This window comes from Dermacoccus sp. SAI-028, assembly GCF_004346775.1.
Taxonomy (GTDB): domain Bacteria; phylum Actinomycetota; class Actinomycetes; order Actinomycetales; family Dermatophilaceae; genus Dermacoccus; species Dermacoccus nishinomiyaensis.
The window spans coordinates 1,796,612-1,820,695 of record NZ_SMFS01000001.1; the positions used below are offsets into that span (position 1 = coordinate 1,796,612).

The 24,084-nt window shown below is 66.8% G+C and carries 17 protein-coding genes and 3 rRNA genes; all 20 read right to left on the reverse strand.

All coding sequences use genetic code 11. From position 1 onward, the window contains the following. Positions 1–12: 12 nt before the first annotated feature. Entirely contained in the window at positions 13–921 is a 909-nt protein-coding gene (locus EDC82_RS08165) for an NAD kinase (protein ID WP_062258114.1), read from the reverse strand. After that, entirely contained in the window at positions 921–1,739 is an 819-nt protein-coding gene (locus EDC82_RS08170; protein ID WP_062258112.1) for a TlyA family RNA methyltransferase, read from the reverse strand. The genes EDC82_RS08165 and EDC82_RS08170 overlap by 1 nt, the downstream gene beginning before the upstream one ends. Continuing rightward, a complete protein-coding gene (locus EDC82_RS08175; RefSeq protein ID WP_062258110.1) occupies positions 1,736–2,032 on the reverse strand; it encodes a hypothetical protein in 297 nt (98 codons plus the stop codon). Before EDC82_RS08175 ends, EDC82_RS08170 begins: the two co-directional genes overlap by 4 nt. Continuing rightward, positions 2,029–2,994, reverse strand: a complete 966-nt coding sequence (locus EDC82_RS08180) for an HAD-IIA family hydrolase (protein WP_062258109.1) — start codon at positions 2,992–2,994, stop codon at positions 2,029–2,031. Before EDC82_RS08180 ends, EDC82_RS08175 begins: the two co-directional genes overlap by 4 nt. Next, positions 2,987–3,811 (reverse strand): lipopolysaccharide assembly protein LapB, encoded by an 825-nt coding sequence (locus EDC82_RS08185; protein ID WP_131941138.1) that lies wholly within the window; start codon positions 3,809–3,811, stop codon positions 2,987–2,989. Before EDC82_RS08185 ends, EDC82_RS08180 begins: the two co-directional genes overlap by 8 nt. A gap of 861 nt (positions 3,812–4,672) precedes the next feature. Further along, positions 4,673–4,790: ribosomal RNA gene (gene rrf, locus EDC82_RS08190) — 5S ribosomal RNA — on the reverse strand. 89 nt (positions 4,791–4,879) lie between these two features. Continuing rightward, positions 4,880–7,980 (reverse strand): 23S ribosomal RNA (locus tag EDC82_RS08195). 373 nt (positions 7,981–8,353) lie between these two features. After that, positions 8,354–9,875 (reverse strand): 16S ribosomal RNA (locus tag EDC82_RS08200). The 16S, 23S and 5S rRNA genes sit together here, the layout of an rRNA operon. A gap of 487 nt (positions 9,876–10,362) precedes the next feature. Beyond that, entirely contained in the window at positions 10,363–11,625 is a 1,263-nt protein-coding gene (tyrS, locus tag EDC82_RS08205; RefSeq protein ID WP_062256459.1) for a tyrosine--tRNA ligase, read from the reverse strand. A gap of 117 nt (positions 11,626–11,742) precedes the next feature. After that, on the reverse strand, positions 11,743–12,381 hold the full coding sequence (locus EDC82_RS08210) for a DNA-3-methyladenine glycosylase (RefSeq protein WP_062256457.1): 639 nt from the start codon (positions 12,379–12,381) through the stop codon (positions 11,743–11,745). A 140-nt stretch (positions 12,382–12,521) separates the two neighbouring features. Beyond that, a complete protein-coding gene (gene argH, locus EDC82_RS08215) occupies positions 12,522–13,955 on the reverse strand; it encodes an argininosuccinate lyase (RefSeq protein WP_062256455.1) in 1,434 nt (477 codons plus the stop codon). 80 nt (positions 13,956–14,035) lie between these two features. Continuing rightward, positions 14,036–14,617, reverse strand: coding sequence for an arginine repressor (locus EDC82_RS08220; RefSeq protein ID WP_006944242.1), 582 nt, complete (start codon positions 14,615–14,617; stop codon positions 14,036–14,038). Next, complete coding sequence (gene argF, locus EDC82_RS08225; protein ID WP_006944188.1) at positions 14,614–15,546, reverse strand: ornithine carbamoyltransferase; 933 nt, start codon at positions 15,544–15,546, stop codon at positions 14,614–14,616. The genes EDC82_RS08220 and argF overlap by 4 nt, the downstream gene beginning before the upstream one ends. Further along, a complete protein-coding gene (locus EDC82_RS08230; RefSeq protein WP_131941140.1) occupies positions 15,543–16,784 on the reverse strand; it encodes an acetylornithine transaminase in 1,242 nt (413 codons plus the stop codon). The genes argF and EDC82_RS08230 overlap by 4 nt, the downstream gene beginning before the upstream one ends. Beyond that, the gene (gene argB / locus EDC82_RS08235) at positions 16,781–17,713 is read right to left on the reverse strand and encodes an acetylglutamate kinase (protein ID WP_131941142.1); all 933 of its coding nucleotides are present in this window, start codon (positions 17,711–17,713) and stop codon (positions 16,781–16,783) included. Before argB ends, EDC82_RS08230 begins: the two co-directional genes overlap by 4 nt. Then, a complete protein-coding gene (gene argJ, locus EDC82_RS08240; RefSeq protein WP_115296130.1) occupies positions 17,710–18,861 on the reverse strand; it encodes a bifunctional glutamate N-acetyltransferase/amino-acid acetyltransferase ArgJ in 1,152 nt (383 codons plus the stop codon). The genes argB and argJ overlap by 4 nt, the downstream gene beginning before the upstream one ends. Continuing rightward, complete coding sequence (locus EDC82_RS08245) at positions 18,858–19,268, reverse strand: ACT domain-containing protein (RefSeq protein WP_006944305.1); 411 nt, start codon at positions 19,266–19,268, stop codon at positions 18,858–18,860. Before EDC82_RS08245 ends, argJ begins: the two co-directional genes overlap by 4 nt. Beyond that, positions 19,268–20,314 (reverse strand): N-acetyl-gamma-glutamyl-phosphate reductase, encoded by a 1,047-nt coding sequence (argC, locus tag EDC82_RS08250; RefSeq protein ID WP_006944230.1) that lies wholly within the window; start codon positions 20,312–20,314, stop codon positions 19,268–19,270. Before argC ends, EDC82_RS08245 begins: the two co-directional genes overlap by 1 nt. 107 nt (positions 20,315–20,421) lie before the next feature. Then, positions 20,422–22,953, reverse strand: a complete 2,532-nt coding sequence (gene pheT, locus EDC82_RS08255; protein WP_131941144.1) for a phenylalanine--tRNA ligase subunit beta — start codon at positions 22,951–22,953, stop codon at positions 20,422–20,424. 4 nt (positions 22,954–22,957) lie between these two features. After that, complete coding sequence (pheS, locus tag EDC82_RS08260; RefSeq protein WP_131941146.1) at positions 22,958–24,055, reverse strand: phenylalanine--tRNA ligase subunit alpha; 1,098 nt, start codon at positions 24,053–24,055, stop codon at positions 22,958–22,960. Positions 24,056–24,084: the final 29 nt, after the last annotated feature.

Here is a 24,084-nt window from a genome sequence, read left to right on the forward strand (position 1 = left end):
CAGATGAACTTTTCAATGCGCGCGTCGCGTGCCGCGCCAGCCCTCGACCGACAGGTCGAACTTGCGCACGAGACGATCCGTGAACGGCGCGGTGCTCAGGCGCGCCAGCGTGACGGGCTTGTCGCTCGCGTGCACCTCGACACGGGCGCCGTCGGGCAGATCGAACGGGCGCCGCCCGTCACACCACAGCACGGCGCGCCCCTGCGCACCGGGCACGAGTTCGACGGCAAGTTGCGCGAGCGGCCCCAGCACGAGCGGGCGCGCGAACAGCGCATGCGCCGAGATCGGCACGAGGAGGATGGCCTCGGTGTCCGGCCACACGACCGGTCCTCCCGCGCTGAAGGCATAGGCCGTCGACCCCGTCGGCGTCGCGATGACGACGCCGTCAGCGCCCCAGGACGCGAGGGGACGGCCGTCGATCTCGACGGTCAGTTCGAGCATGCGCTCTCGTGCGGCCTTCTCGATGCTCGCCTCGTTGAGCGCCCACCCGCGGTGCAGTTCCACCTCACCGCGCCCGTCGGTCGCGACGACCTCGAGCGTCGCGCGGGTCTCGACGATCCACGAGCGCTCACGCACGCAGGCGACGATCCGCTCGACGTCCTCCTTCTCCGCCTCGGCGAGAAACCCGACGTGGCCGAGATTGATGCCGAGCAGCGGCACCCCGCAGTCGCGCGACAGTTCGGCGGCGCGCAGGATCGTGCCGTCACCGCCCAGGACGACGGCGAGCTCGCACGCCACCCCGGCTTCCTCCGGCGCGACGGTGACGACGCCCGGCCGCTGCGCGATCCCGAAGGCCGCCAGCTCGTCGGCGATGCCCGCGACCTCTATCCCGGCGGCCGTCAGCCCTTCGACGAGTCGCTCGGCGACCTCGTAGGCCTCGGGCCGGCGCGGGTGGCCGATGAGCAGGACGCGGCGGTTCATCACTCGCTCCTTCGCGTGAGGTCGCGGATTCGCTGGTTGGCGGAGGCGTCGTCGAGTGCGCCACCGACCGCGGCGCGACGCAACCAGACGAGGTATTCGTGGTTGCCGTGGCTGCCCACCATCGGGCTCCACGCGAGACCGTGCACGGCGAGGCCGAGTTCGGACGCGCACGCGAGCACCTTCTCGATGCTCTCGCGACGCTGCTCGACTGACGTCACGACGCCCGTCCTGCCCAGTCTCTCGCGTCCGACCTCGAACTGCGGCTTGATGAGCGCGATGAGATCACCGTCGTCGGCGAGCAGAAAGGACATGTGGGGCAGCGCCAGCGTCAGCGAGATGAACGACAGATCGCTGACGACGAGTGCGAACGGTGAGCCGTCGAGCTGCGTCGCGCTCACGACGTCGCGGACGTTGACGCCCTCGAGATCGGTGACGCGCGGGTCGCTCTTGACCGGTTCGGCGAGCTGGCCGTGCCCGACGTCGAGAGCGACGACGTGAGCCGCCCCCCGTTCGAGCAGCACCTGCGTGAACCCACCGGTCGAGGCGCCGACGTCGATGGCGTGCGCTCCGGCGACGCGGGTCGCGACACCCGGAAAGGCCTCGCACGCGGCGAGGAGCTTGTGTGCGGCACGGCCCACGTAGTGGTCGAGGTCGCCCTCGATCTCGACGTTCTGCGCGTCGCTCACCTTGGTCGACGCCTTCGCCTCGACCTTGCCGTCGACAAGCACCCTCCCCGCGTCGAGCAGCTCCTTCGCCTGGGCGCGAGAACGCACGAGGCCGCGCGCCACGAGGGCGGCGTCGAGTCGCACACCACTCATGCCTGGGCCTGTTCGAGGCGTCGCTGCAAGCTCTCATGGACGTCGTGTGCACGAGCGATGACGTCGGCGGCATCGACGTCGGGCCCACAGCTTTCGGACCCGCTGTCATTCGACGCTCTGCCGACCGACCCATTGCCGCCCGTCGACTCGCCGGCCATCGCATCGACGCTCTCGCGCAGGCGGCTCACGGCATCGTCCAGTTCTGTGTCACCGACCGGGCCGTCCCCGGCGATCACACGACGGCCCTCGGCCCGCTGGGCGAGCTCACCCGGGCTGGGCACCCCGATGCTCATGACCCGCACGCCTGACGCATCTCGCGCGCCGCGTCCTCGGCGGAGAGGTCTCCCGCATCGACGCGCTCCCACAGGGACGTCAGCAGACCGCGCACGCGAGCGATGCTCGCCCCCGCGTCGCATTTCCCGGCAGTCTCGACCTCGTACGGCTGCGTCAACCCGCGCAGATCCGCGAGCACGTACGTCGGGCGACGCTCCTTCGGTGCCGCGGCTGCGTCCGCGAGGCCGTGAACGCCGGTGAGCACGAGCACGCTGTCGTACCCGCCGCGGGTCGCGCCTTCGATATCCGTCTCGAGCCGGTCGCCGACAGCAAGGACGCGCGCCGCGTCGGCCGCGCCGATGCGCTCACTCGCCATGTCGTACATGACGGGCATGGGCTTGCCGGCCACTTCGGGATCGACCGCCACCGCATTGCGGACGGCCTGGACGAGCGAGCCGTTGCCGGGTGCGATCCCTTTCTCGGTCGGCAAGGTCAGGTCAGTGTTCGTCGCGACCCAGCGCGCACCACCGTTGACGGCGTGCGCTGCGGCCGCGAGGTCCGTCGCACGGACATCCGGCCCGTAGCCCTGGACGACGGCATCGATGTCGCCGGTCGCTGCACCTGCATCGTCGTCGCCGACGCAGACGAAACCGGCCTCCCTCAGCGCTCGGGCGACGCCCTCCCCGCCGATCGGCAGGACGATACGCACCTGCGCGCCACTCTCGCGCAGCACGTGCGCTGCCGCCATCGACGAGTTGACGACGTCCTCGTCGTCTAGACGCAGCCCGAGCTCACGCAGATGCGCCGCGACGGCCGACGGGGGACGCGAGGCGTTGTTCGTCGCGTAGACGACGCGCGTCCCATGTTCGCGCGCGCTCTGGAGGCTCGCGATGGCATGCGGGATGGCGCCGGGCCCTGCGTAGACGACGCCGTCGAGGTCGCAGACGATGCCGTCGTACCGGTCGAGCAGGCCTTCAGTCACGGGGGTCCTGTTCCCCGACCGACGCTGACGGTTCGTTCGGCGGTACGGCGCCGAACGCGCTCAGGTCGAGCTCGGCGAGATGCGGGTCGACGTCCTGCTCGTCCTCCGGCGCGAGGTCGGTCAGCTCGAAGCCGTCGATCTGGTCGATGCGGTCGGCGGCGTCCGTCTCGCCATCACGGTCGGCCGCGTCGGCCTTGACGAACCACGCCCGCGCTTCCTCCCGCTCACCCAGGTCGAGCAGCGCGTCAGCATACGCGTAGAACAGACGAGCGGCCCAGGGCTGCGTCGTCGCCTTCTGCAGGGCGGGAATGCGCAGTCCGACGACGGCAGCCCGCGACTGTCCCATGTCGCGGCGCACGCCGGAGACGACGATGGCCAACTCGATGTTGTCGGCCTCAGAGAGGCGTTGCGCTTCCGGAGAGTTCGCCAGCTCGAGGGCCCGCTCGTAGCGCCCCAGGCCACGCTCGCAGTCGACCATGTACGGCAGCAGGTGGTCGGAGCCGGACAGCCGGCGCGCGGTCCGGAACTCACGCAGTGCCTCGGCGAACTCGCCCGTTCGGTAGAGGACCAGACCGAGCGCCTCGCGCGCTGCCGGAACCCGGCCGGCCCGGCTCACGGCGTGCTGCGCGTGGTCGAGCGCCTTCTCCGGGTTCTCGTCCAGCAGTTCGGCGGCAGCGACGAGGTGCTTGGCGACGCCCTCGGCGTTCTCCTTGCTCAGGGTACGCAGCTGCTGACGAACCGCCTTGTCGAGCTCATAGCCCGTGATGTCCTCCGGCAGCACCGGCTCCGGCTTGCGACGGGGACGCTCGTCCCCCACGGCCTTCGCGTCCCAGCTGCGCGGGCCACGAATCGACGACTGCTCGTCCGACCAGCCGGCACCGCGGTCCCCCCGGCCGGTGAACCCGCCACGGTTTTCGCTGCGGTCATCCCGACGGAAACCGCCACCCCGCTCGTCACGACGATCCGAACCGCGTCCGTAACCAACACGCTCATCACGCCCAGACGAGCGGCGGTCGTCCCGGCCACGGTCATCACGACGGAAACCCCCACGATCCTCACGACCCCGCTCGTCATCCCGACGCGGTCTGTCATAGCTGCGCTCGTCCCCGCCACGGTCGTCCCGACGGAAACCCCCACGATCGTCACGACCGAAGGAACGGCGATCGTCACGACCCCGCTCGTCGTCCCGACGCGGGCCACCGTAGCCACGCTCATCGCGGCGGACACCTCTACGGTCGTCACGACGGTCGCTGCCCCGTCCATAGCTGCTTCGCTCGTCGCGACCTGACGAGCGACGATCGTCGCGCTCGAACCGACCCCGCTGCTCACGGGAACCCCTGTCGTCACGAGCCGGGCGACGCTCGCCGGAGGCCGCCTCGCGACCTCCCTGCGACCAGCGCGAACTGCGTTCGCGACGCTCTGGCGTGTTCTCGGTGTTCTCGTCAGGCATGTCTTCCTCTTCTCAGGACGGGCAATAGACATCGTGGCACGAGGGCGGCGCCTCGGGCGAGCCGGCACCCATTGCTACGACGGAGCGAGGGCATCGACCACGGCTGCGCAGCCAGGGCATACATGAAAGAAGGGCCCTTGATCCAAGAACTGTTCAAGCTCCGAGCCACCCGTCGGGGGCTTCAAGGAACACGACGTTCATCAGATCAAGGACCCTTCTGTTGAAGAAGTCCGGCGGTGTCCTACTCTCCCACACCCTACCGAGTGCAGTACCATCGGCGCTGAAGGGCTTAGCTTCCGGGTTCGGAATGTGACCGGGCGTTTCCCACTTCGCTATAACCACCGTAACACTATGAAACATATCAACCCATCATGGCGAGTGTATTGTTTCAGAATTACACAGGGACGCGAGCACTAGCACAACAATACTGAGTGTGATAATAAGTTATCGGTTCATTAGTACCGGTCAGCTACAACCATTACTGGTCTTCCACATCCGGCCTATCAACCCCATCGTCTCTAGGGAACCTCTCACACACAAGGTGTATGGAAACCTCATCTCGAAGCGTGCTTCCCGCTTAGATGCTTTCAGCGGTTATCACTTCCGAACGTAGCCAATCAGCGGTGCTCCTGGCGGAACAACTGACACACCAGAGGTTCGTCCATCCCGGTCCTCTCGTACTAGGGACAGGTCTTCTCAAGTTTCCTACGCGCACAGCGGATAGGGACCGAACTGTCTCACGACGTTCTAAACCCAGCTCGCGTACCGCTTTAATGGGCGAACAGCCCAACCCTTGGGACCTACTCCAGCCCCAGGATGCGACGAGCCGACATCGAGGTGCCAAACCATGCCGTCGATATGAGCTCTTGGGCAAGATCAGCCTGTTATCCCCGGGGTACCTTTTATCCGTTGAGCGACGGCGCTTCCACAAGCCACCGTCGGGTCACTAGTCCCCACTTTCGTGCCTGCTCGACATGTCTGTCTCACAGTCAAGCTCCCTTGTGCACTTACACTCAAAACCTGATTGCCAACCAGGCTGAGGGAACCTTTGGGCGCCTCCGTTACCCTTTAGGAGGCAACCGCCCCAGTTAAACTACCCATCAGGCACTGTCCCTGATCCGGATCACGGACCGAAGTTAGGAGCCCAATACGACCAGAGTGGTATTTCAACAATGACTCCACACACACTGGCGTGCATGCTTCACAGTCTCCCACCTATCCTACACAAGCCGTACCGAACACCAATACCAAACTGTAGTAAAGGTCCCGGGGTCTTTCCGTCCTGCTGCGCGTAACGAGCATCTTTACTCGTACTGCAATTTCGCCGAGTTCGTGGTTGAGACAGTGGAGAAGTCGTTACGCCATTCGTGCAGGTCGGAACTTACCCGACAAGGAATTTCGCTACCTTAGGATGGTTATAGTTACCACCGCCGTTTACTGGGGCTTAAATTCTCAGCTTCACCACCGAAGTGATTAACCAGTCCTCTTAACCTTCCAGCACCGGGCAGGCGTCAGTCCGTATACATCGAATTACTTCTTCGCACGGACCTGTGTTTTTAGTAAACAGTCGCTTCTCCCTGGTCTCTGCGACCCTCACCCCTAGCCCGTACGGGCTTCAAGGCTTGGGCCCCCCTTCTCCCGAAGTTACGGGGGCATTTTGCCGAATTCCTTAACCACGATTCACTCGATCGCCTTAGTATTCTCTACCTAACCACCTGAGTCGGTTTGGGGTACGGGCGGCTCGAACCTCGCTAGAAGTTTTTCTCGACAGCATAGGATCACCCTGCTTCCCACATACGTGGTCACCATCACATCTCAGCCACATCACTGACGGATTTACCTACCAGTGGGCCTACATGCTTGGACGGGGACTACCATCGCCCCGCGGAGGCTACCTTCCTGCGTCACTCCATCGCTTACCTACTACACGATCGGGTCACACGCTCCCCACACCAGATGATCCCGAAGGACCGGTTGGCATGGTTCGGGTGTTTAGCATCCCATGGTTCAGTATGGGCGGTTCTTCGCCGGTTCCGGAATATCAACCGGATGTCCATCGACTACGCCTGTCGGCCTCGCCTTAGGTCCCGACTTACCCAGGGCAGATTAGCTTGACCCTGGAACCCTTGGTTATTCGGCGGACGGGTTTCTCACCCGTCATTCGCTACTCATGCCTGCATTCTCACTCGTGTAGCATCCACGACTCGATCACTCGGCCGCTTCACTCGCCACACGACGCTCCCCTACCCAACAACACCCCCGTTAAGGGTCAGTGTGTCATTGCCACAGCTTCGGTGATGTGCTTGAGCCCCGCTACATTGTCGGCGCGGAATCACTTGACCAGTGAGCTATTACGCACTCTTTAAAGGGTGGCTGCTTCTAAGCCAACCTCCTGGTTGTCACAGCAACTCCACATCCTTTCCCACTTAGCACACGCTTAGGGACCTTAGCTGATGATCTGGGCTGTTTCCCTCTCGACTACGAAGCTTATCCCCCGCAGTCTCACTGCCACGCTCTCACTTACCGGCATTCGGAGTTTGGTTGACGTCAGTAACCCGGTGGGGCCCATCAGCCATCCAGTAGCTCTACCTCCGGCAAGAAACACGCGACGCTGCACCTAAATGCATTTCGGGGAGAACCAGCTATCACGGAGTTTGATTGGCCTTTCACCCCTACCCACAGCTCATCCCCTCAGTTTTCAACCTAAGTGGGTTCGGTCCTCCACGCCGTCTTACCGGCGCTTCAACCTGGCCATGGGTAGATCACTCCGCTTCGGGTCTAGACCCAGCGACTCAAACGCCCTATTCGGACTCGCTTTCGCTACGGCTACCCCACACGGGTTAACCTCGCCACTGAGCACTAACTCGCAGGCTCATTCTTCAAAAGGCACGCCGTCACCCCACACAGAGGCTCCGACGGATTGTAAGCACACGGTTTCAGGATCTATTTCACTCCCCTCCCGGGGTTCTTTTCACCTTTCCCTCACGGTACTAGTCCGCTATCGGTCACCAGGGAATATTTAGGCTTAGCAGGTGGTCCTGCCAGATTCACACGAGATTTCACGGGCCCCGTGCTACTTGGGAAACAGCACAACACAGCCACACACGTTTCGTCTACGGGAGTCGCACCCTCTACGCTCAACCATTCAAGATTGTTCAACTACGCACATGGTTTCTTACTGCGCACCCTCATGTCAGTGAGGATCAGCACTGTCCCACAACCCCACAACCGCAACCCCTGACAGGTCTCACACGATCATGGTTTAGCCTCATCCGCTTTCGCTCGCCACTACTCACGGAATCACTCTTGTTTTCTCTTCCTGTGGGTACTGAGATGTTTCACTTCCCCACGTTCCCTCCCAACACCCTATGTGTTCAGGTGCAGGTGCCATGACATGATTCATGGCGGGTTTCCCCATTCGGAAATCCCCGGATCACAGCCTGTTTATCGACTCCCCGAGGCATATCGCAGATTACAACGTCCTTCATCGGTTCCTGGTGCCAAGGCATCCACCGTGTGCCCTTAAAAACTTAAGATCACAGATACTAGATGCTCGCGTCCACTGTGTAATTCTCAAACAACACGCCACACACAACCCCACACACCCAAACCCCATCCAACAAGATGAAGAGTCTTCACTTGGTGTGTGATCTTGTGTTGACCACAACCCCAGAACACGATCCGTGTCCTGAGAACCCAACAACGCGCCGAACACAACCTCAACACACTCACCACCACCATGCTTTCCCCAACCAGCCCCACATCCTCACCCCATCAAGGGATCAAGATGCGTATGACTGGTTCGTACTCGCTGATGCCGGCAACCATGCAGGCTGCACCATGATCATCGTTCCACCCATGAGCACCCCCCACACACGTACGGTGTGGCAAGGGCTTGATGCTCCTTAGAAAGGAGGTGATCCAGCCGCACCTTCCGGTACGGCTACCTTGTTACGACTTAGTCCCAATCGCCAGTCCCACCTTCGACGGCTCCCCCCACAAGGGTTAGGCCACCGGCTTCGGGTGTTACCGACTTTCGTGACTTGACGGGCGGTGTGTACAAGGCCCGGGAACGTATTCACCGCAGCGTTGCTGATCTGCGATTACTAGCGACTCCGACTTCATGGGGTCGAGTTGCAGACCCCAATCCGAACTGAGACCGGTTTTTTGGGATTAGCTCCACCTCACGGTTTCGCAACCCTCTGTACCGGCCATTGTAGCATGCGTGAAGCCCAAGACATAAGGGGCATGATGATTTGACGTCATCCCCACCTTCCTCCGAGTTGACCCCGGCAGTCTCCCATGAGTCCCCACCCGAAGTGCTGGCAACATGGAACGAGGGTTGCGCTCGTTGCGGGACTTAACCCAACATCTCACGACACGAGCTGACGACAACCATGCACCACCTGTACACCAGTCCGAAGACGCACACATCTCTGCATGATTCCGGTGTATGTCAAGCCTTGGTAAGGTTCTTCGCGTTGCATCGAATTAATCCGCATGCTCCGCCGCTTGTGCGGGCCCCCGTCAATTCCTTTGAGTTTTAGCCTTGCGGCCGTACTCCCCAGGCGGGGCGCTTAATGCGTTAGCTGCGGCACGGAACTCGTGGAATGAGTCCCACACCTAGCGCCCAACGTTTACGGCATGGACTACCAGGGTATCTAATCCTGTTCGCTCCCCATGCTTTCGCTTCTCAGCGTCAGTAATGGCCCAGAGACCTGCCTTCGCCATCGGTGTTCCTCCTGATATCTGCGCATTTCACCGCTACACCAGGAATTCCAGTCTCCCCTACCACACTCTAGTCTGCCCGTACCCACTGCAGAACCGGAGTTAAGCCCCGGTCTTTCACAGCAGACGCGACAAACCGCCTACAAGCTCTTTACGCCCAATAATTCCGGACAACGCTCGCACCCTACGTATTACCGCGGCTGCTGGCACGTAGTTAGCCGGTGCTTCTTCTCCAGGTACCGTCACGTTAGCTTCGTCCCTGGTGAAAGAGGTTTACAACCCGAAGGCCGTCATCCCTCACGCGGCGTCGCTGCATCAGGCTTTCGCCCATTGTGCAATATTCCCCACTGCTGCCTCCCGTAGGAGTCTGGGCCGTGTCTCAGTCCCAGTGTGGCCGGTCGCCCTCTCAGGCCGGCTACCCGTCGTCGCCTTGGTAGGCCATTACCCCACCAACAAGCTGATAGGCCGCGAGTCCATCCCCCACCACAAAAACTTTCCACCAACACTCCATGCGGAGATCGGTCGTATCCAGTATTAGACCCAGTTTCCCAGGCTTATCCCAGAGTGAGGGGCAGGTTACTCACGTGTTACTCACCCGTTCGCCACTAATCCACACCAGCAAGCTGGTGCTTCATCGTTCGACTTGCATGTGTTAAGCACGCCGCCAGCGTTCGTCCTGAGCCAGGATCAAACTCTCCGTAGAAAAAATTTGTTACCCTGGCCGAGAAAAAAACGGTGACAAACAACAACCCCAGAAGGGTCATCGTTGTTCTGTACAATCATTAATCACTCAGCCAAAACACGCGACACTCCATAAGTGCCACTAAAATGTTTGGCGATGATCACATCGGCACGCTGTTGAGTTCTCAAAACACCATCGCACACCGCACGAAGCAGGAACCCTGTTTGTTTCCCGCCCCGCTCGGGGCAACTCGTCAACCTTACCACCCTCGCTCCCCGACTTCAACTCGGCGCTTGGAACCACATTGCTGTAATTCGTTGCGTCCCAGTCGAATTGGTGACCAAGAGCCGTCCGAGTGAGTGGCTGTTTCCAGCTCCCCGCTCGCGGCGACTCAGAGAACATTACACAGCGCGGCGGGTGCTGCCAAATCGACCGCCCGGGTGCGGCCACCACCCCGGGATGCGCAACGGGGACCCACCGTCATGGTGAGCCCCCGTTGTCGTCTCGGTCAGTGCGCGAGCCGCGCGGCTGCCTGGTGCTTGCGCCCACGCTTGATGATCGCGGCCACGCCGTGGAGGAAGTCGTCAGCGCTCAGTTCGTGCTCCGGGTCGTCGAGCTTCGCGTTGTTCACGGAGATGGCGCCGTCCCCGATGAGACGTCGGGCCGCATTGCGAGACTCCGCGATGCCCACCGCGATGAGCGCGTCCGTCAGGGTGGTACCCGGCGAAACCTCTCCCCCAGGCAACTCCGCGACGGCGTCACGCAGCGTCCCCGCGTCGAGGGCCGTCACGTCACCCCTGCCGAACATCGCCTCACTCGCCGCGATGGCGCCGGCCGTCGCCGCCTCACCGTGCACGAGCGTCGTGACGTCGGCCGCCAGCGTCTTCTGCGCCACTCGCTTGAAGGGTTCCTCGGCCACGGCGCGTTCGAGCTCCGCGACCTCGTCCTTCGTCCGATCGGTCATGAACTTGATGAGCTTGATGACCTCGGAATCCTCGACGTTGAGGAAGTACTGGTAGAAGGCGTACGGGCTCGTCATCTGCGCGTCGAGCCAGATGGCATTGCCCTCCGACTTGCCGTACTTCTGCCCGGACGCGTCCGTGAGCAGCGGCGAGGTGAGCACGTGCACACTCTTGCCCTCCACCGAACGGATGAGATCAGAGCCGGCGATGAGGTTGCCCCACTGATCGGAGCCGCCGAGCTGCAAGGTGCAGCCGTACTCGCGGAACAGGTGCAGGTAGTCGAGGGCCTGGAGGATCTGGTAGCTGAACTCCGTGTAGCTGATGCCCTGCTCGGAGTTGAGGCGCGCCGCGACGGCGTCCTTCTTGATCATCCCGTTGACGCGGAAGTGCTTGCCGTAGTCACGCAGGAAGTCGAGGGCCGAGATGCCCTGAGTCCAGTCGAGGTTGTTGACCGCGATGGCGGGGTTGTCGCCGTCGAAGTCGAGGAACGGCTGCACCTGCTCACGAATGCGCGCGACCCACTGCGCCGTCTGGTCCTTCGTCTTGAGCACGCGCTCCGCGCTGGGGCGCGGATCACCGATGAGACCCGTCGAACCTCCGACGAGGACGATGACGCGATGCCCGGCGCGCTGCAGCCGTCGCAGCTGGATCAGCTGGACGAGGTTGCCGAAGTGCAGGGACGGCGCCGTCGGGTCGAAGCCGCAATACACCGTGAGCGGTCCGTTCGCGAGCGCGTCACGCAGCTGCGTCTCGTCGGTGGTCTGCGCCACCGCTCCGCGCCACTGCAGCTCGTCGAGGATGTTGCTCACGTCGTCCCTTTCGTCAGATGCTTCGGTTGCGCGGATCACGCACCCACCCCAGAGTCTCCCACGACCGCCCGATCCGGCGCGCCTGCTGCGTGGAGGGCGCCGCTGCAACGGGCTGCGTCAGCGCTTGCGCACCCGCGTCACCGCGGCGCGGTAGGCGGATACGCTCGGCTCGCCCGGGATCCAGAAGCGCCAGGGGAAGCTCTCGCCCTCACCGCCCGGCCCGCTCACGCCGACACGCGGGCCGGTGAGGTACTCGGGCGCGACGTGGCCGTCCGGTCGACGGACGACGACCTGGGCATCCGGCCCGACGACGGGAGTGCCGCCGAGGATCGGCTCGATCGCGAGCGCCTTCGCGAGGTTGCCCGGGCCACGAGCGAGATGGGCGTCCTTGGGAAGCGGCGCGCCCTCGCGTGCACTCGCCATGCGCCGCTCCCGCGCGAGGTCGAGGCCGTCGATGATCTCGCCAGAACGGACGAGGCAACCGGCCGACTCTCCGTCAGCCCCGCAGACGAGGTTCAGGGCCCGGTGGATGCCGTAGTTGATGTAGACGTAGCAGGTGCCGGGCGGGCCGAACAGCGCGGAGTTGCGGTCGGTGCGGCGCTTGAAGCCGTGCGAACCCGGGTCGACGGCGCCATGGTAGGCCTCCACCTCGGTGATACGCAGCGTCACCCCCGCGTGCGAGACGGTGAGGCCCAAGAGCTTCGGCGCGACGTCGACGGGCGGATGGGCGAAGAACGATGAGTCGAGATCCGGCACGCCGACATTGTGCCGCCCACGCCCGATTCGGGCCACCTCCCTCGGCGTGAGGCCCCGCACGCGATGTTGCCCAGGTTTCGGGGGCGTCGGCCCCCGAAACCCGGGCAACATCGAGCGTCAGCGTGAGCGGACGTCGAGCGTCAGCGGATGTCGATGGGTCGGCTCGCCCAGGTACGCAGTTCGCTCGACTTCGCGTGCGCGGCCTCGAGCTGCTCGGCGACGCGGTCGGGAGCCGTCCCGCCCGTCGCGTTGCGGGAGGCGAGTGAACCGGGCACGCTCAGCACCTCGCGCACACCCGGCGTCAGGTGCTCGCTGATGGCGGCGAGGTCATCGTCGCTCAGATCCCACAGCTCGATTCCGCGCTGCTCGCACGCCTGGACGCACTCCCCTGCGACCTCGTGCGCGACACGGAACGGCACGCCCTCACGCACGAGCCACTCGGCGATGTCGGTGGCGAGCGAGAAGCCCTGCGGCGCGAGGGATTCGAGACGCTCCGGGTGGAAGGTGAGCGTCGCCGTCATGCCCGCGAAGGCCGGCAGCAGCAGCTCGAGGGTGTCGACGGCGTCGAAGACCGGCTCTTTGTCCTCCTGCAGATCTCGGTTGTAGGCGAGCGGGAGCGCCTTGAGCGTCGTCATCAGGCCTGCGAGATCCCCGACGAGACGGCCCGCCTTGCCGCGCGCCAGCTCGGCGACGTCGGGGTTCTTCTTCTGCGGCATGATGCTCGAGCCGGTCGAGAACGCGTCGTCGAGGGTGACGAAGCTGAACTCCTTCGTCGCCCACAGCACCACCTCCTCCGCGATGCGGCTGATGTCGACCGCCGACATTGCGGCGACGAACGCGAACTCGGCGACGAAGTCACGCGACGCGGTGCCGTCGATGCTGTTCTCGACGGGGCGCGAGAAGCCCAGATCGTCGGCCACCGAGGCCGGGTCGAGACCCAGCGACGACCCCGCGAGCGCGCCCGAGCCATACGGCGAGGCGTCGGTGCGTCGATCCCAGTCGCCGAAGCGCTCGACGTCGCGCAGCAACGCCCACGAGTGCGCGAGCAGGTGGTGGCTCAGCAGCACGGGCTGCGCGTGCTGCAGGTGCGTGCGCCCCGGCATCGCGACACCGAGATGCGTCTGCGCCTGCGCGACGAGCGCGTCGACGACGTCGAGCAGCAGCGCCGCGACCGAGCGCGCGTGATCACGCAGGTACATGCGGAACAGCGTCGCGACCTGGTCGTTGCGCGAACGTCCGGCCCGCAGGCGACCGCCGACGTCGGCGCCGGCGCGCTCGATGAGGCCGCGCTCGAGGGCCGTGTGGACGTCCTCGTCCTCCTGCGCCGGCGTGAACGCGCCCGACTCGACGTCGTCGAGCAACTGCTGCAGCGCCGCGAGCATGGCCGCGAGCGCCTCGTCGTCGAGCAGACCGGCGCGGTGCAGCACGCGCGCGTGCGCCCGCGAACCGGCGATGTCATAGGGCGCGAGGCGCCAGTCGAAGTGCGTCGACTTGCTCAGCGCGGCGAGCGCATCCGCCGGGCCACCGGCGAAGCGACCTCCCCAGAGGCTGAGGCGGGCGTCGGGCTGGGTCATGGGGTGAACCTCTCCTTCATCGGATGGATCGGGCGCGGGGCGCCGGGGAGATTGGAACGGTTGGAGCAGGGCTCGAGGGCTCAGACGCCGCGAATGTCGCCGCGTGAACCGGCGTCGGGATCGCCGCTTTCCTGGGCGTCGTCATCGTGGTCGGTGGAGGCGAGATCGTCCGTACGGCCGGCGAGTTCCAGGAAGCGCTTGGCGACGGGCGCCGCCCCCTGCGGGTCGCGGCAGATCACCATGATCGTGTCGTCGCCGGCGATCGTGCCGAGGACGTCGGTGAACTCCGCGTGGTCGATCGCCGAGGCGAGAAAGTTCGCCGCGCCCGGCGGGGTGCGCAGGATGACGAGGTTCGCCGACGACTCCGCTGTCACGAGCAACTCGCCCGACAGCCGGCGCAATCGTTGGACCGCCTCGGTGCGCGCGGCGCCCGCCCGAGGCGTGCGGTCACCGCCCTCGCCGGGCACGGCGTAGACGAGCGTGCGGCCCTGACGCACCTTGACCGCGCCGAGCTCGACGAGATCACGTGACAGCGTCGCCTGCGTGACGTCGACGCCGTCAGCGAGCAGCCGCTCGGCGAGATCCGTCTGCGACCGGATGGACTCGCGCCCGAGGATCTCGCGGATGCGCTGATGGCGCGCACCCTTCGTCTGCGCCATCATGCGTGCTCCGCGAGGAACGTCAGCAGCGCCTTCTGCGCATGCAGCCGGTTCTCCGCCTCGTCCCACACGACCGAGGCGGGGCCGTCGATGACGTCCGCGGCGATCTCGAAACCACGGTATGCCGGCAGGCAGTGCATGACGATCGCGTCAGGCGCCGCGTGCGCCATCAGCTCGCTCGTCACGCTGAAGGCGCTGAACGGATTGCTCTCGCCCTTGCGCGTGCTCGCCTCGTCCTCCATGCCCATCGACACCCACGTGTCGGTGATGACGACGTCCGCGCCCGTCACGGCTTCGATGGCGTCCTCGCTCGCATGCGCGCCGCCGCAGGTCGTCGCGGCGATCTCCTTGGCGCGCTCGAGGATCGCCGGATCCGGGCCGTACCCGTGCGGGCCGGCGACGGTGATGTCGGCGCCGGCCGTCGCGAAACCGAGCAGGTAGCTGTGGGCCATGTTGTTCGCAGCGTCACCGACGTAGGCGACCTTGCGACCGGCAGCGCTGCCCTTGTGTTCGGCGACCGTCAGCAGGTCGGCGAGGATCTGGCAGGGGTGGAAGGCGTCCGTCAGGGCGTTGACCACGGGCACGCCCGCGTGCTCGGCCATCTCTTCGAGGCGGTCCTGGCCGTAGGTGCGCCACACGATCGCGCTGACCTGGCGCCCAAGCACCTTCGCGACGTCGTGGATCGACTCACGCGTGCCGATCTGCGCGAGCTTGCCGTCGACGATCATCGGGTGCCCGCCGAGCTCGGCGACCCCCACGCTGAAGCTGAGCTGAGTGCGCAGCGTCGGCTTGTCGAAGATGATGGCGACGCCCTGGGGACCCGCGAACGGCTGCTTGGCGTGCCGGTCTCGTTTGAGCGTCGCCGCGAGCGCGAGCACCTCGGCCTGCTCGGCGGGGCTCAGGTCGTCGTCACGCAGGAAGTGGCGGGTCATGAGGCGTTCTCCTCGGTCTCGGCGGCATCGAGCAGGCCGGGCAGCGCGGCGACGAAGGTGTCGACCTGCTCGGCCGTGATGACGAGTGGCGGGGCCAGGCGGATGACGTCCGGGCCCGTCGCGTTGATGATGAAACCCGCCTCGCGGGCTCGGACGACGACACGCTGCGCGAGCGGGTCGCGCAGCACGATGCCGCGCAGCAGACCGCGGCCGCGGACGGTAACGACGCGTTCGTCGTCGAGGTTCTCGACAGCCGCGACGAGGTGCTCCCCCAGCCGCCGCGCCTGCTCTCGCAGGCGTTCGTCCTCGATCGTGCGCATGACGGCGACGCCCGCGGCGCACGCCAGCGGGTTGCCACCGAACGTCGAACCGTGCTGGCCGGCCTCGAACATCGTCGAGGCGGCACCTAAGGTGACGAGCGCACCGATCGGCACACCGCCGCCGAGGCCCTTGGCGAGCGTGATGGCGTCCGGCATGACCTCGGGTGCGATCGTCTGGAAGCCGAACCACTCGCCGGTGCGTGCAACGCCCGTCTGCACTTCGTCGATGATGAGCAACGCCCCGCGTTCGCGCGTCACCTCGCGGGCCGCGCGCAGGTATTCGGGCGAGGCCTCGATGACGCCCGCCTCACCCTGGATGGGTTCGAGGATCACCGCGCCCACCGTGTCGTCGACGGCTGCCCGCAGCGCCTCGACGTCGTCGTAGGGCACGCGCGTGACGCCCGGGACCAGCGGTTCGAACGGCTCGCGGTAGGCCTGCTTGGAGGTGAGCGACAGCGCGCCCAGCGTGCGGCCATGGAAGCCGCCGTCCGCGACGACGACACCGGGGCGAGCGGTACGGCGCGCCAGCTTGAACGCCGCCTCGTTGGCCTCGGCGCCGGAGTTGCAGAAGAAGACGCGAGTGTCGCCGTCGCCACCCGACGCGGCGACCAAGCGTTCGGCGAGCTCGATCTGCGGGCGCGTCGTGAAGAAGTTGGACACGTGGATGAGCTTCGCCGCCTGCTCGCTCACCGCGGCGACGAGCGCGGGGTGGGCATGGCCGAGAACGTTGACCGCGATACCGGCGAGCAGATCGAGGTACTCGCGGCCCTCGACGTCGCGAACAACGGCGCCCTCGCCGCGCTCGAGGACGAGCCCGGGCGCCCCGAAGACCCCCATGAGGGAGGCGCCGTAGCGCTGCGTCAGATCCCCGTGCGTCGGCATCGTGGACGCCGGGGCGTCATGGTCGGCCGGGTTCATCGGCGTCCTCCTGAGGTGATCATCGTGCCGATCCCTTCGTCCGTGAAGATCTCGAGCAGGATGGAGTGCGGGCGTCGCCCGTTGACGACGTGGGTGTGCGGCACGCCCCCGCGCACGGCGCGGATGCAGGCCTCGAGCTTGGGAACCATGCCCGAGTCGACCGTCGCGAGCATGCGTTCGGCCTCGTCGACGGGCAGCTTCGACAGCAGCGACGACTCGTCCGGCCAGTTCGCGTAGACCCCCTCGACGTCCGTGAGCACGACGAGCTTGTGCGCGCCGAGCGCGACGGCGAGAGCACTCGCGGCGGTGTCGGCGTTGACGTTGAGCACCTGCCCCTCGCGCTCGAGGTCGGGCGCCACGGACGAGATGACGGGGATGCGCCCCGAGTGCGCGAGGTCACGCACGATCTGCGGGTCGACCATCTCGACGTCACCGACGAGGCCGACGTCGACGGCCTCACCGTCGACGATGGCGGGGCGGCGGCGGGCGCCGAACAGGCCTGCATCCTCGCCGGAGAGGCCGAACGCCATCGGGCCGTGATTGTTGATGAGGCCGACGAGTTCGCGCGAGACCTGGCCCGTCAGCACCATGCGCACGACTTCCATCGTCTCGGGCGTCGTGACGCGCAGGCCGCCGCGGAACTCGCTCTTCATCCCGAGCCGGTTGAGCATCGCGGCGATCTGCGGGCCGCCGCCGTGGACGACGACGGGGCGTAGCCCGGCGTAACGCAGGAAGGCGATGTCCTCGGCGAAGGCGCGCTTGAGGGCGTCGTCCGTCATGGCGTTGCCGCCGTACTTCACGACGACGAGAGCGTCCTGATACTTCTGCAGCCACGGCAGCGCCTCGACGAGGGTGCCCGCCTTGAGACCCGCCGACGCAAGCGACGAGAGGTCTCGAGGCTGGGTCGTCTCGTTCTCCGTCCCGCTCATGTGCTGTACGCCGAGTTCTCGTGGACGTAGTCGTGCGTGAGGTCGTTCGTCAGGACGGTGGCGTCGGCGTCACCGGCGTGGAGAAACACCTCGACCTTCACTTCACGCTGAGACATGTCGACGCCAGCGCGGTCGTCACCGACCCCGCCGCTGCGGCACACCATGACGCCGTTGATCGCGACGTCGAGCTGCGTCGGCTCGAACGCGGCCGAGGTCGTCCCGACGGCCGCGAGAACCCGCCCCCAGTTGGGATCGTTGCCGAACACGGCGCACTTGAAGAGGTTGTTGCGGGCTATCGAACGTGCAACCTCAAGTGCATCGTCAACGTTGGCGGCGCCCTGGACGTCGATCGTGATGTCGTGCGCGGCGCCCTCCGCGTCGGCGATGAGCTGTTCGGCCAGGTCGACGCAGACTTGCGTGAGGATGGCCGTGAACTCCCCCATCTGCGGGCTCACCCCGCTCGCTCCCGAGGCCATGAGCACGACGGTGTCGTTCGTCGACTGGCAACCGTCCGAGTCGATGCGATCGAACGACATCGCCGTCGCCGCGCGCAACGCCTCGCCGGCCTGCTCGGCGGTGAGGACCGCGTCGGTCGTGATGACGACGAGCATCGTCGCGAGGGACGGCGCGAGCATGCCGGCGCCCTTCGCCATGCCGCCGATCGTGTAGCCGGAACCGAACCCGGTGCACTCCTTCGCGACCGTGTCCGTCGTCATGATGGCGGTCGCGGCGTCCTCCCCGCCGTCAGCGCTCAACGAACCGGCCGCCGCGGTGATACCGGATTCGATCTTGTCCATCGGCAGCAACTCACCGATGAGGCCCGTCGAGCAGACGACGACGTCACCGGCGCTCACACCGACGGCCTCGGCGGCGAGTTCGGCACTGCGGTGCGTGTCGAGGAAACCCTGCGCCCCGGTGCAGGCGTTGGCGCCACCGGAGTTGAGCAGAACGACGTCGGCGCGCCCGTCCGTCACCACCTGGCGCGACCAGGTCACCGGCGCCGCCTCGACGCGGTTCGAGGTGAACACGGCGGCGACGACGTGCTCGGGCCCGTCGTTGACGACGAGGGCGACGTCGGGGCGCCCGCTGGGCTTCAGCCCCGCCGTCACGCCCGCCGCGCGGAAGCCTGCGGCAGCGGTGACACTCATGGTTTCTCCTTGATGATGTGCCCGCCACGAGCCCACAGCTCACGAGCGCGCGCGGATTCGTACGTCGGCACCATGATCCAGTCGGTGTCGAACGTCGAGACGGTGAAGACGGTGACGTCGGCCTCGCCGAGCGGCGCGACGATGGCCGAGAGCAGACCCGTCAGCGCGAAGTCGAGCGGACCCTCGACCTCGAACACGTGGAACGGGCCCTGCTGACGCACGACCGCGTCCCGCGGGATCGCTGAGGTGAGGCACAGCACCGACGTCTCCGACGCCGTCGCACTGACGGAGACGAGCGGCGCGTCCGTGAGCGCCCATTCGGGCACGACCTCCTGCGCGCCGAGGCGCACGTACGACAGCTCCTCGGGGTGGGCGATGAGGGTGAACCGAGCTCCGAACGCGACCATCAGGGGCTCACCCCCGCGAGCGGCAGGCCCGTGGTCTCGCCCAGGCCGAGCGACAGGTTCATCGACTGCACGGCTGCACCGGCCGTCCCCTTCGTCAGGTTGTCGACGGCGGAGGTGACGACGACGCGCCCCGCCACCTCGTCGAGCGCGAACTGCAGGGTGACGACGTTCGACCCGAGCACCGAACCGGTCGCGGGCCACGACCCGGCAGCCAGGAGCTCGACGAAGGGTTCGTCGGCATAGGCCTCGGCGAAGGCGCGCGCGACGTCATCAGCCGTCGTGCCGGGCGCCAGCCGAGCCGTCGACGTCGCGAGGATGCCGCGCGGCATGGGGGCGAGCGTCGGCGTGAACGACAGCGTCACCTCGCGCTCACCGCCGGCGGCGAGACGCAGGTTCTGCGCGATCTCGGGCGTGTGACGGTGCCCGCCGCCGACGCCGTACGGGCTCATCGACCCCATGACCTCGGCGCCGAGCAGGTGTGGCTTGAGGCCCTTGCCGGCCCCCGAGACACCCGAGGACGCGACGACGACCACGTCGTCGAGCGCGATGAGGGACGCCGCCGCGAGCGGCGCGAGAGCGAGCGAGACGGCCGTCGGATAGCACCCGGGGACGGCGACGCGGCGCGCGCCGCGCAGCTGCTCGCGCCGCTTGACGCCCTTCGAGACGAGTTCGGGCATCCCGTAGGCCCAGGACCCCGCGTAGGGCGTGTCGTAAAAACGCTGCCAGTCGCTCTCGCGCTCGAGCCGAAAATCCGCGCCACAGTCGATGACGACGACGTCTGCGTCGAGCTGCGCGGCGAGCGCAGCGCTCTGCCCGTGCGGCAGTGCGAGGAAGACGACGTCGTGGCCGGCGAGGGCGTCAGCGTTCGTGGCAAGCACGGGTCGCTCGGCGAGGGAGAACAACGACGGGTGATGATCGCCGAGGCGCGAACCGGCGGAGGAACCCGCCGTCAGTGCGCCGATCTCGACGTCGGGATGGGCGAGCAAGAGGCGCAGGATCTCCCCGCCCGCATATCCACTCGCCCCGGCGACAGCTGCTGTGACCATGCCCCCAGCCTAGCGCAGATCGCATACCCATGCATTTTTAGGTCATACTCATGCACACAGGGTGGAGACGGCGTCACGCCGCCCCCACCCTGTCGATCATGCCGGAATCAGGCGCCGCGCAGGCTCGCTCCAACACTCTCGTCGACGGCGCGCACTGCCGCGTCGCGTGCCGCGTTCACCTCGTCGGTCGTCAGCGTCCGCTCGGGGGAACGGAAGAACAGGCGGTACGCGAGGGACTTCTTGCCCTCACCGACCTGATCGCCCGTGTAGATGTCGAACAGCGCGACCGACTCGAGGTGTTCACCGGCCCCCGAGCGCAACGCCGTCTCGACGCGAGCCGCAGGGACGGACGCGTCGACGACGAGCGCGACGTCGGAATGCGCCTGCGGGAACGTCGCGATGCTCGAAGCGACACCGGGGCGCTCGGCGTACGCCGACAGCGCGTCGAGGTCGAGTTCGCCCCCGACCGTGCGGGCCGGCAGCGAGAACGCCGCGACGACCTTGGGGTGCAGCTCGCCCGCTGCGCCGATGACGGTGCCGTCCGGCAGCGCGATGCTCGCGCAGCGTCCCGGGTGGAACGGCGCCACCTGCGCCTGCTCGATCGTCAGGTCGACGCCGAGCACGCGCCCGATCTGCAGCGCCACGGCGATCGCGTCGCTCCAGTCCGCGCCGCGCCCGGCACCCCACCAGCCCTTGCGCTCGCTGTCACCGGCGGCGACCCAGGCGACGTGGCGCGGCTGCGCCGGCACGGCCGAGCGGATCGCGTCGAGCACCTCAGGCGCCGGGTGCACGCCGACCGGTGACGTCGGCGCCTGGCCCGCCTCACCGGCGACGACGAGACCGATCTCGAACAGCGCCACGTCCTTGAACCCGCGCGCGACGTTGCGCTTGAGCGAGTCCATCATCGTGGCGAGAACACTCGTGCGGATGAGCGGCAGCTCGTCCGACAGCGGGTTGGTCAGGCGCACGCTCGTGCGCCGCGCGTCGTCGGCTGCGAAGCCGAGCTTGTCGTGTACGTCATCACTGACGAACGGCAGCGAGATGATCTCCGTCAGGCCAGCCATCGCGAGCGCATTCGCCACGTTGCGGCGGTAGCGCTGCGACGCCGTCAGCCCACGCCCGGCGAGGGGTCGCGGCAGGACGGATGGGATGGCGTCATACCCGCGCAGACGCGCCACTTCCTCGACGAGGTCGGGCCCGCTCGTCAGGTCGGGGCGCCACGTGGGCGGTGTGACGCTCCACAACGGTTCGTTGCGCTCGACCCGGCACCCGACGGCATCAAGGCTCTCGGCGACCTCGTCGTCGGAGTACGCGACACCGACGAGCCGCGTCGGCTGCTGCGGGTCGAAGTCGATCGGCTGCGGCGCGCGCGTCGTGTCGAGGTCGGTGACGCCGTCGTCGACGACGCCGCCGCCGTACTGCACGAGCAGTTCGACGGCGAGCTGCGCCGCGGCTGCCGCGATCTGCGGGTCGACGCCACGCTCGTAGCGCTTGGACGCCTCGCTGCCGAGCTTGTGGCGGCGCGCGGTGCGGGCGACGGAGACCGGGTCGAAGTGGGCGGCCTCGATGAGGACGTCGGTCGTCGAGTCGCTCACCTCGCTGTCGGAACCGCCCATGACGCCGGCCAGCGCCAGCGGGCGTGCACCGCCGTCGGTGATGAGCAGATCCTCGGCGAACAGGGTGCGCTCGACGCCGTCGAGCGTCGTCAGCTTCTCCCCCGCGCGGGCGCGTCGCACGACGATCTCCTCGCCCAGCGCCCCGAGATCGAACGCGTGCAGGGGCTGGCCGAGCGCCATCATGACGTAGTTGGTGACGTCGACCGGCAGCGAGATCGAGCGCATGCCCACCTCGGTGACGGCCGTCGCAAGCCACGCGGGCACCGGAGCGTTCGGGTCGATGCCGCGCACGACGCGTGCGACGTACCGGTCGCAGCCGACCGCGCCACGCAGCCCCTGGGGGTCGTCGACGCGCACCGGGTAACCCAAGTCGTTCGCTGCCGGCGCCCTCGTCGTCAGCGCATCGACCGGGTCGGTGAAGCTCGCGCCGGTGGCGTGGCCGTACTCGCGCGCGATGCCGCGCATCGAGAAGCAATAACCGCGATCGGGGGTGACGTTGACCTCGACGGTCTCGCGGTCGAGCCCGAGCAGCGGCAGTGCGTCCTGGCCCGGCGTGAGCGACGAGGCGTCGACACCGAGGCGCTGCGGCAGCAGGATGATGCCGCCCGAGCCGTCGTCGGGCAGGCCCAGTTCATCTGCGGCACAGATCATCCCGGCCGACAGGTGACCGTACGTCTTGCGGGCGCTGATGGCGAAGCCGCCCGGCAGCACGGCACCCGGCAGCGCGACGACGACGGTGTCGCCGACCTCGAAGTTGTGCGCGCCGCACACGATGCCCTGAGGTTCACCGGTGCCGTTCGCGTCACCGACGTCGACGGTGCACCAGTTGATGACCTTGCCGTTCTTCTGCTCCTCGGGCGTCTTCGTCAGCACGCGGCCGACGACGAGGGGGCCGGTAACGCCGCCGCCGTGGATGGCCTCCTCCTCGAGTCCGACGCGCACGAGGTCCGCGGCGACCTGCAGGCCGGTTGCCCCTTCGGGCACGTCGACGTACTCGCGCAGCCATTCGATGGGAACTCGCATTGTCTCAGACCTCCAAGCCGAACTGGGCGTCGAAGCGGACGTCGCCCTCGATCATCTCGCGCATGTCGGATGCGCCCGTGCGGAACATCAGGGCGCGTTCGACGCCCATGCCGAACGCGAAACCGCTGTACTCGGCCGGGTCGACGCCGCAGGCGCGCAGCACGTTCTCGTTGACCATGCCGCAGCCGCCCCACTCGATCCAGCCGGTGCCGCCGCAGGTGCGGCAGGCCGCGTCCTCCCCACGGCAGACGAAGCACCGCAGATCCATCTCGGCGCTCGGCTCGGTGAACGGGAAGTAGTTGGGGCGCAGGCGCGTCGTGATGCCCTCACCGAACAACTGCGTCGCGAGGTGGTCGAGCGTGCCCTTGAGGTGCGCCATCGTGATGCCCTTGTCGACCGCGAGGCCCTCCATCTGGTGGAAGACGGGCAGGTGCGTCGCGTCGAGTTCGTCGGTGCGGTACGCCTTGCCGGGCGCGACGATGTAGAGCGGCACCCCACGATCGAGCATCGAGCGTGCCTGCACGGGCGAGGTGTGCGTGCGCATGACGAGGCCGCCGTCGGCGGGGTCGAGGTAGAACGTGTCCTGCATCTGGCGCGCGGGGTGGTCCTCGTCGAAGTTGAGGGCGTCGAACACGAACCACTCGGCCTCGACCTCTGGCCCTTCGGCGACCTCCCACCCCATGCCGACCATGATGTCGACCATGAGCTGCTGCATGAGTTCGACGGGGTGACGCCCGCCGACGGGGCGACGCAGCGCGGTCGCCGTCGTCACGTCGACGGCCTCTTCGGTGAGGATGCGCTCGTCGCGCTCGGCCTCGAGCTCGCCCTGGCGGGTCTTCAGCGCGGCGCCCACACGGCCACGTGCCTGGCCGACGCGCTTGCCCGCCTCGGCCTTCGCCGACGGCGGCAACGCGCCGATCTCGCGGTTGGCCAGCGCCAACGGGGACTTGTCACCCGCGTGCGCCGTGCGCACCTCCTTGAGCTCCTCGAGCGAGGACGCGGCGGCGATGGCCGCGAGAGCGGCGGTGACGTTGGACTCGACCACCTCGGGGTCGAGGGCAGCGACCTCGACGGGGTCGTAGTTCGTGTTGGGGCCAGACATGCGCCCGAGTCTATCGAGTGCGCGCAAAC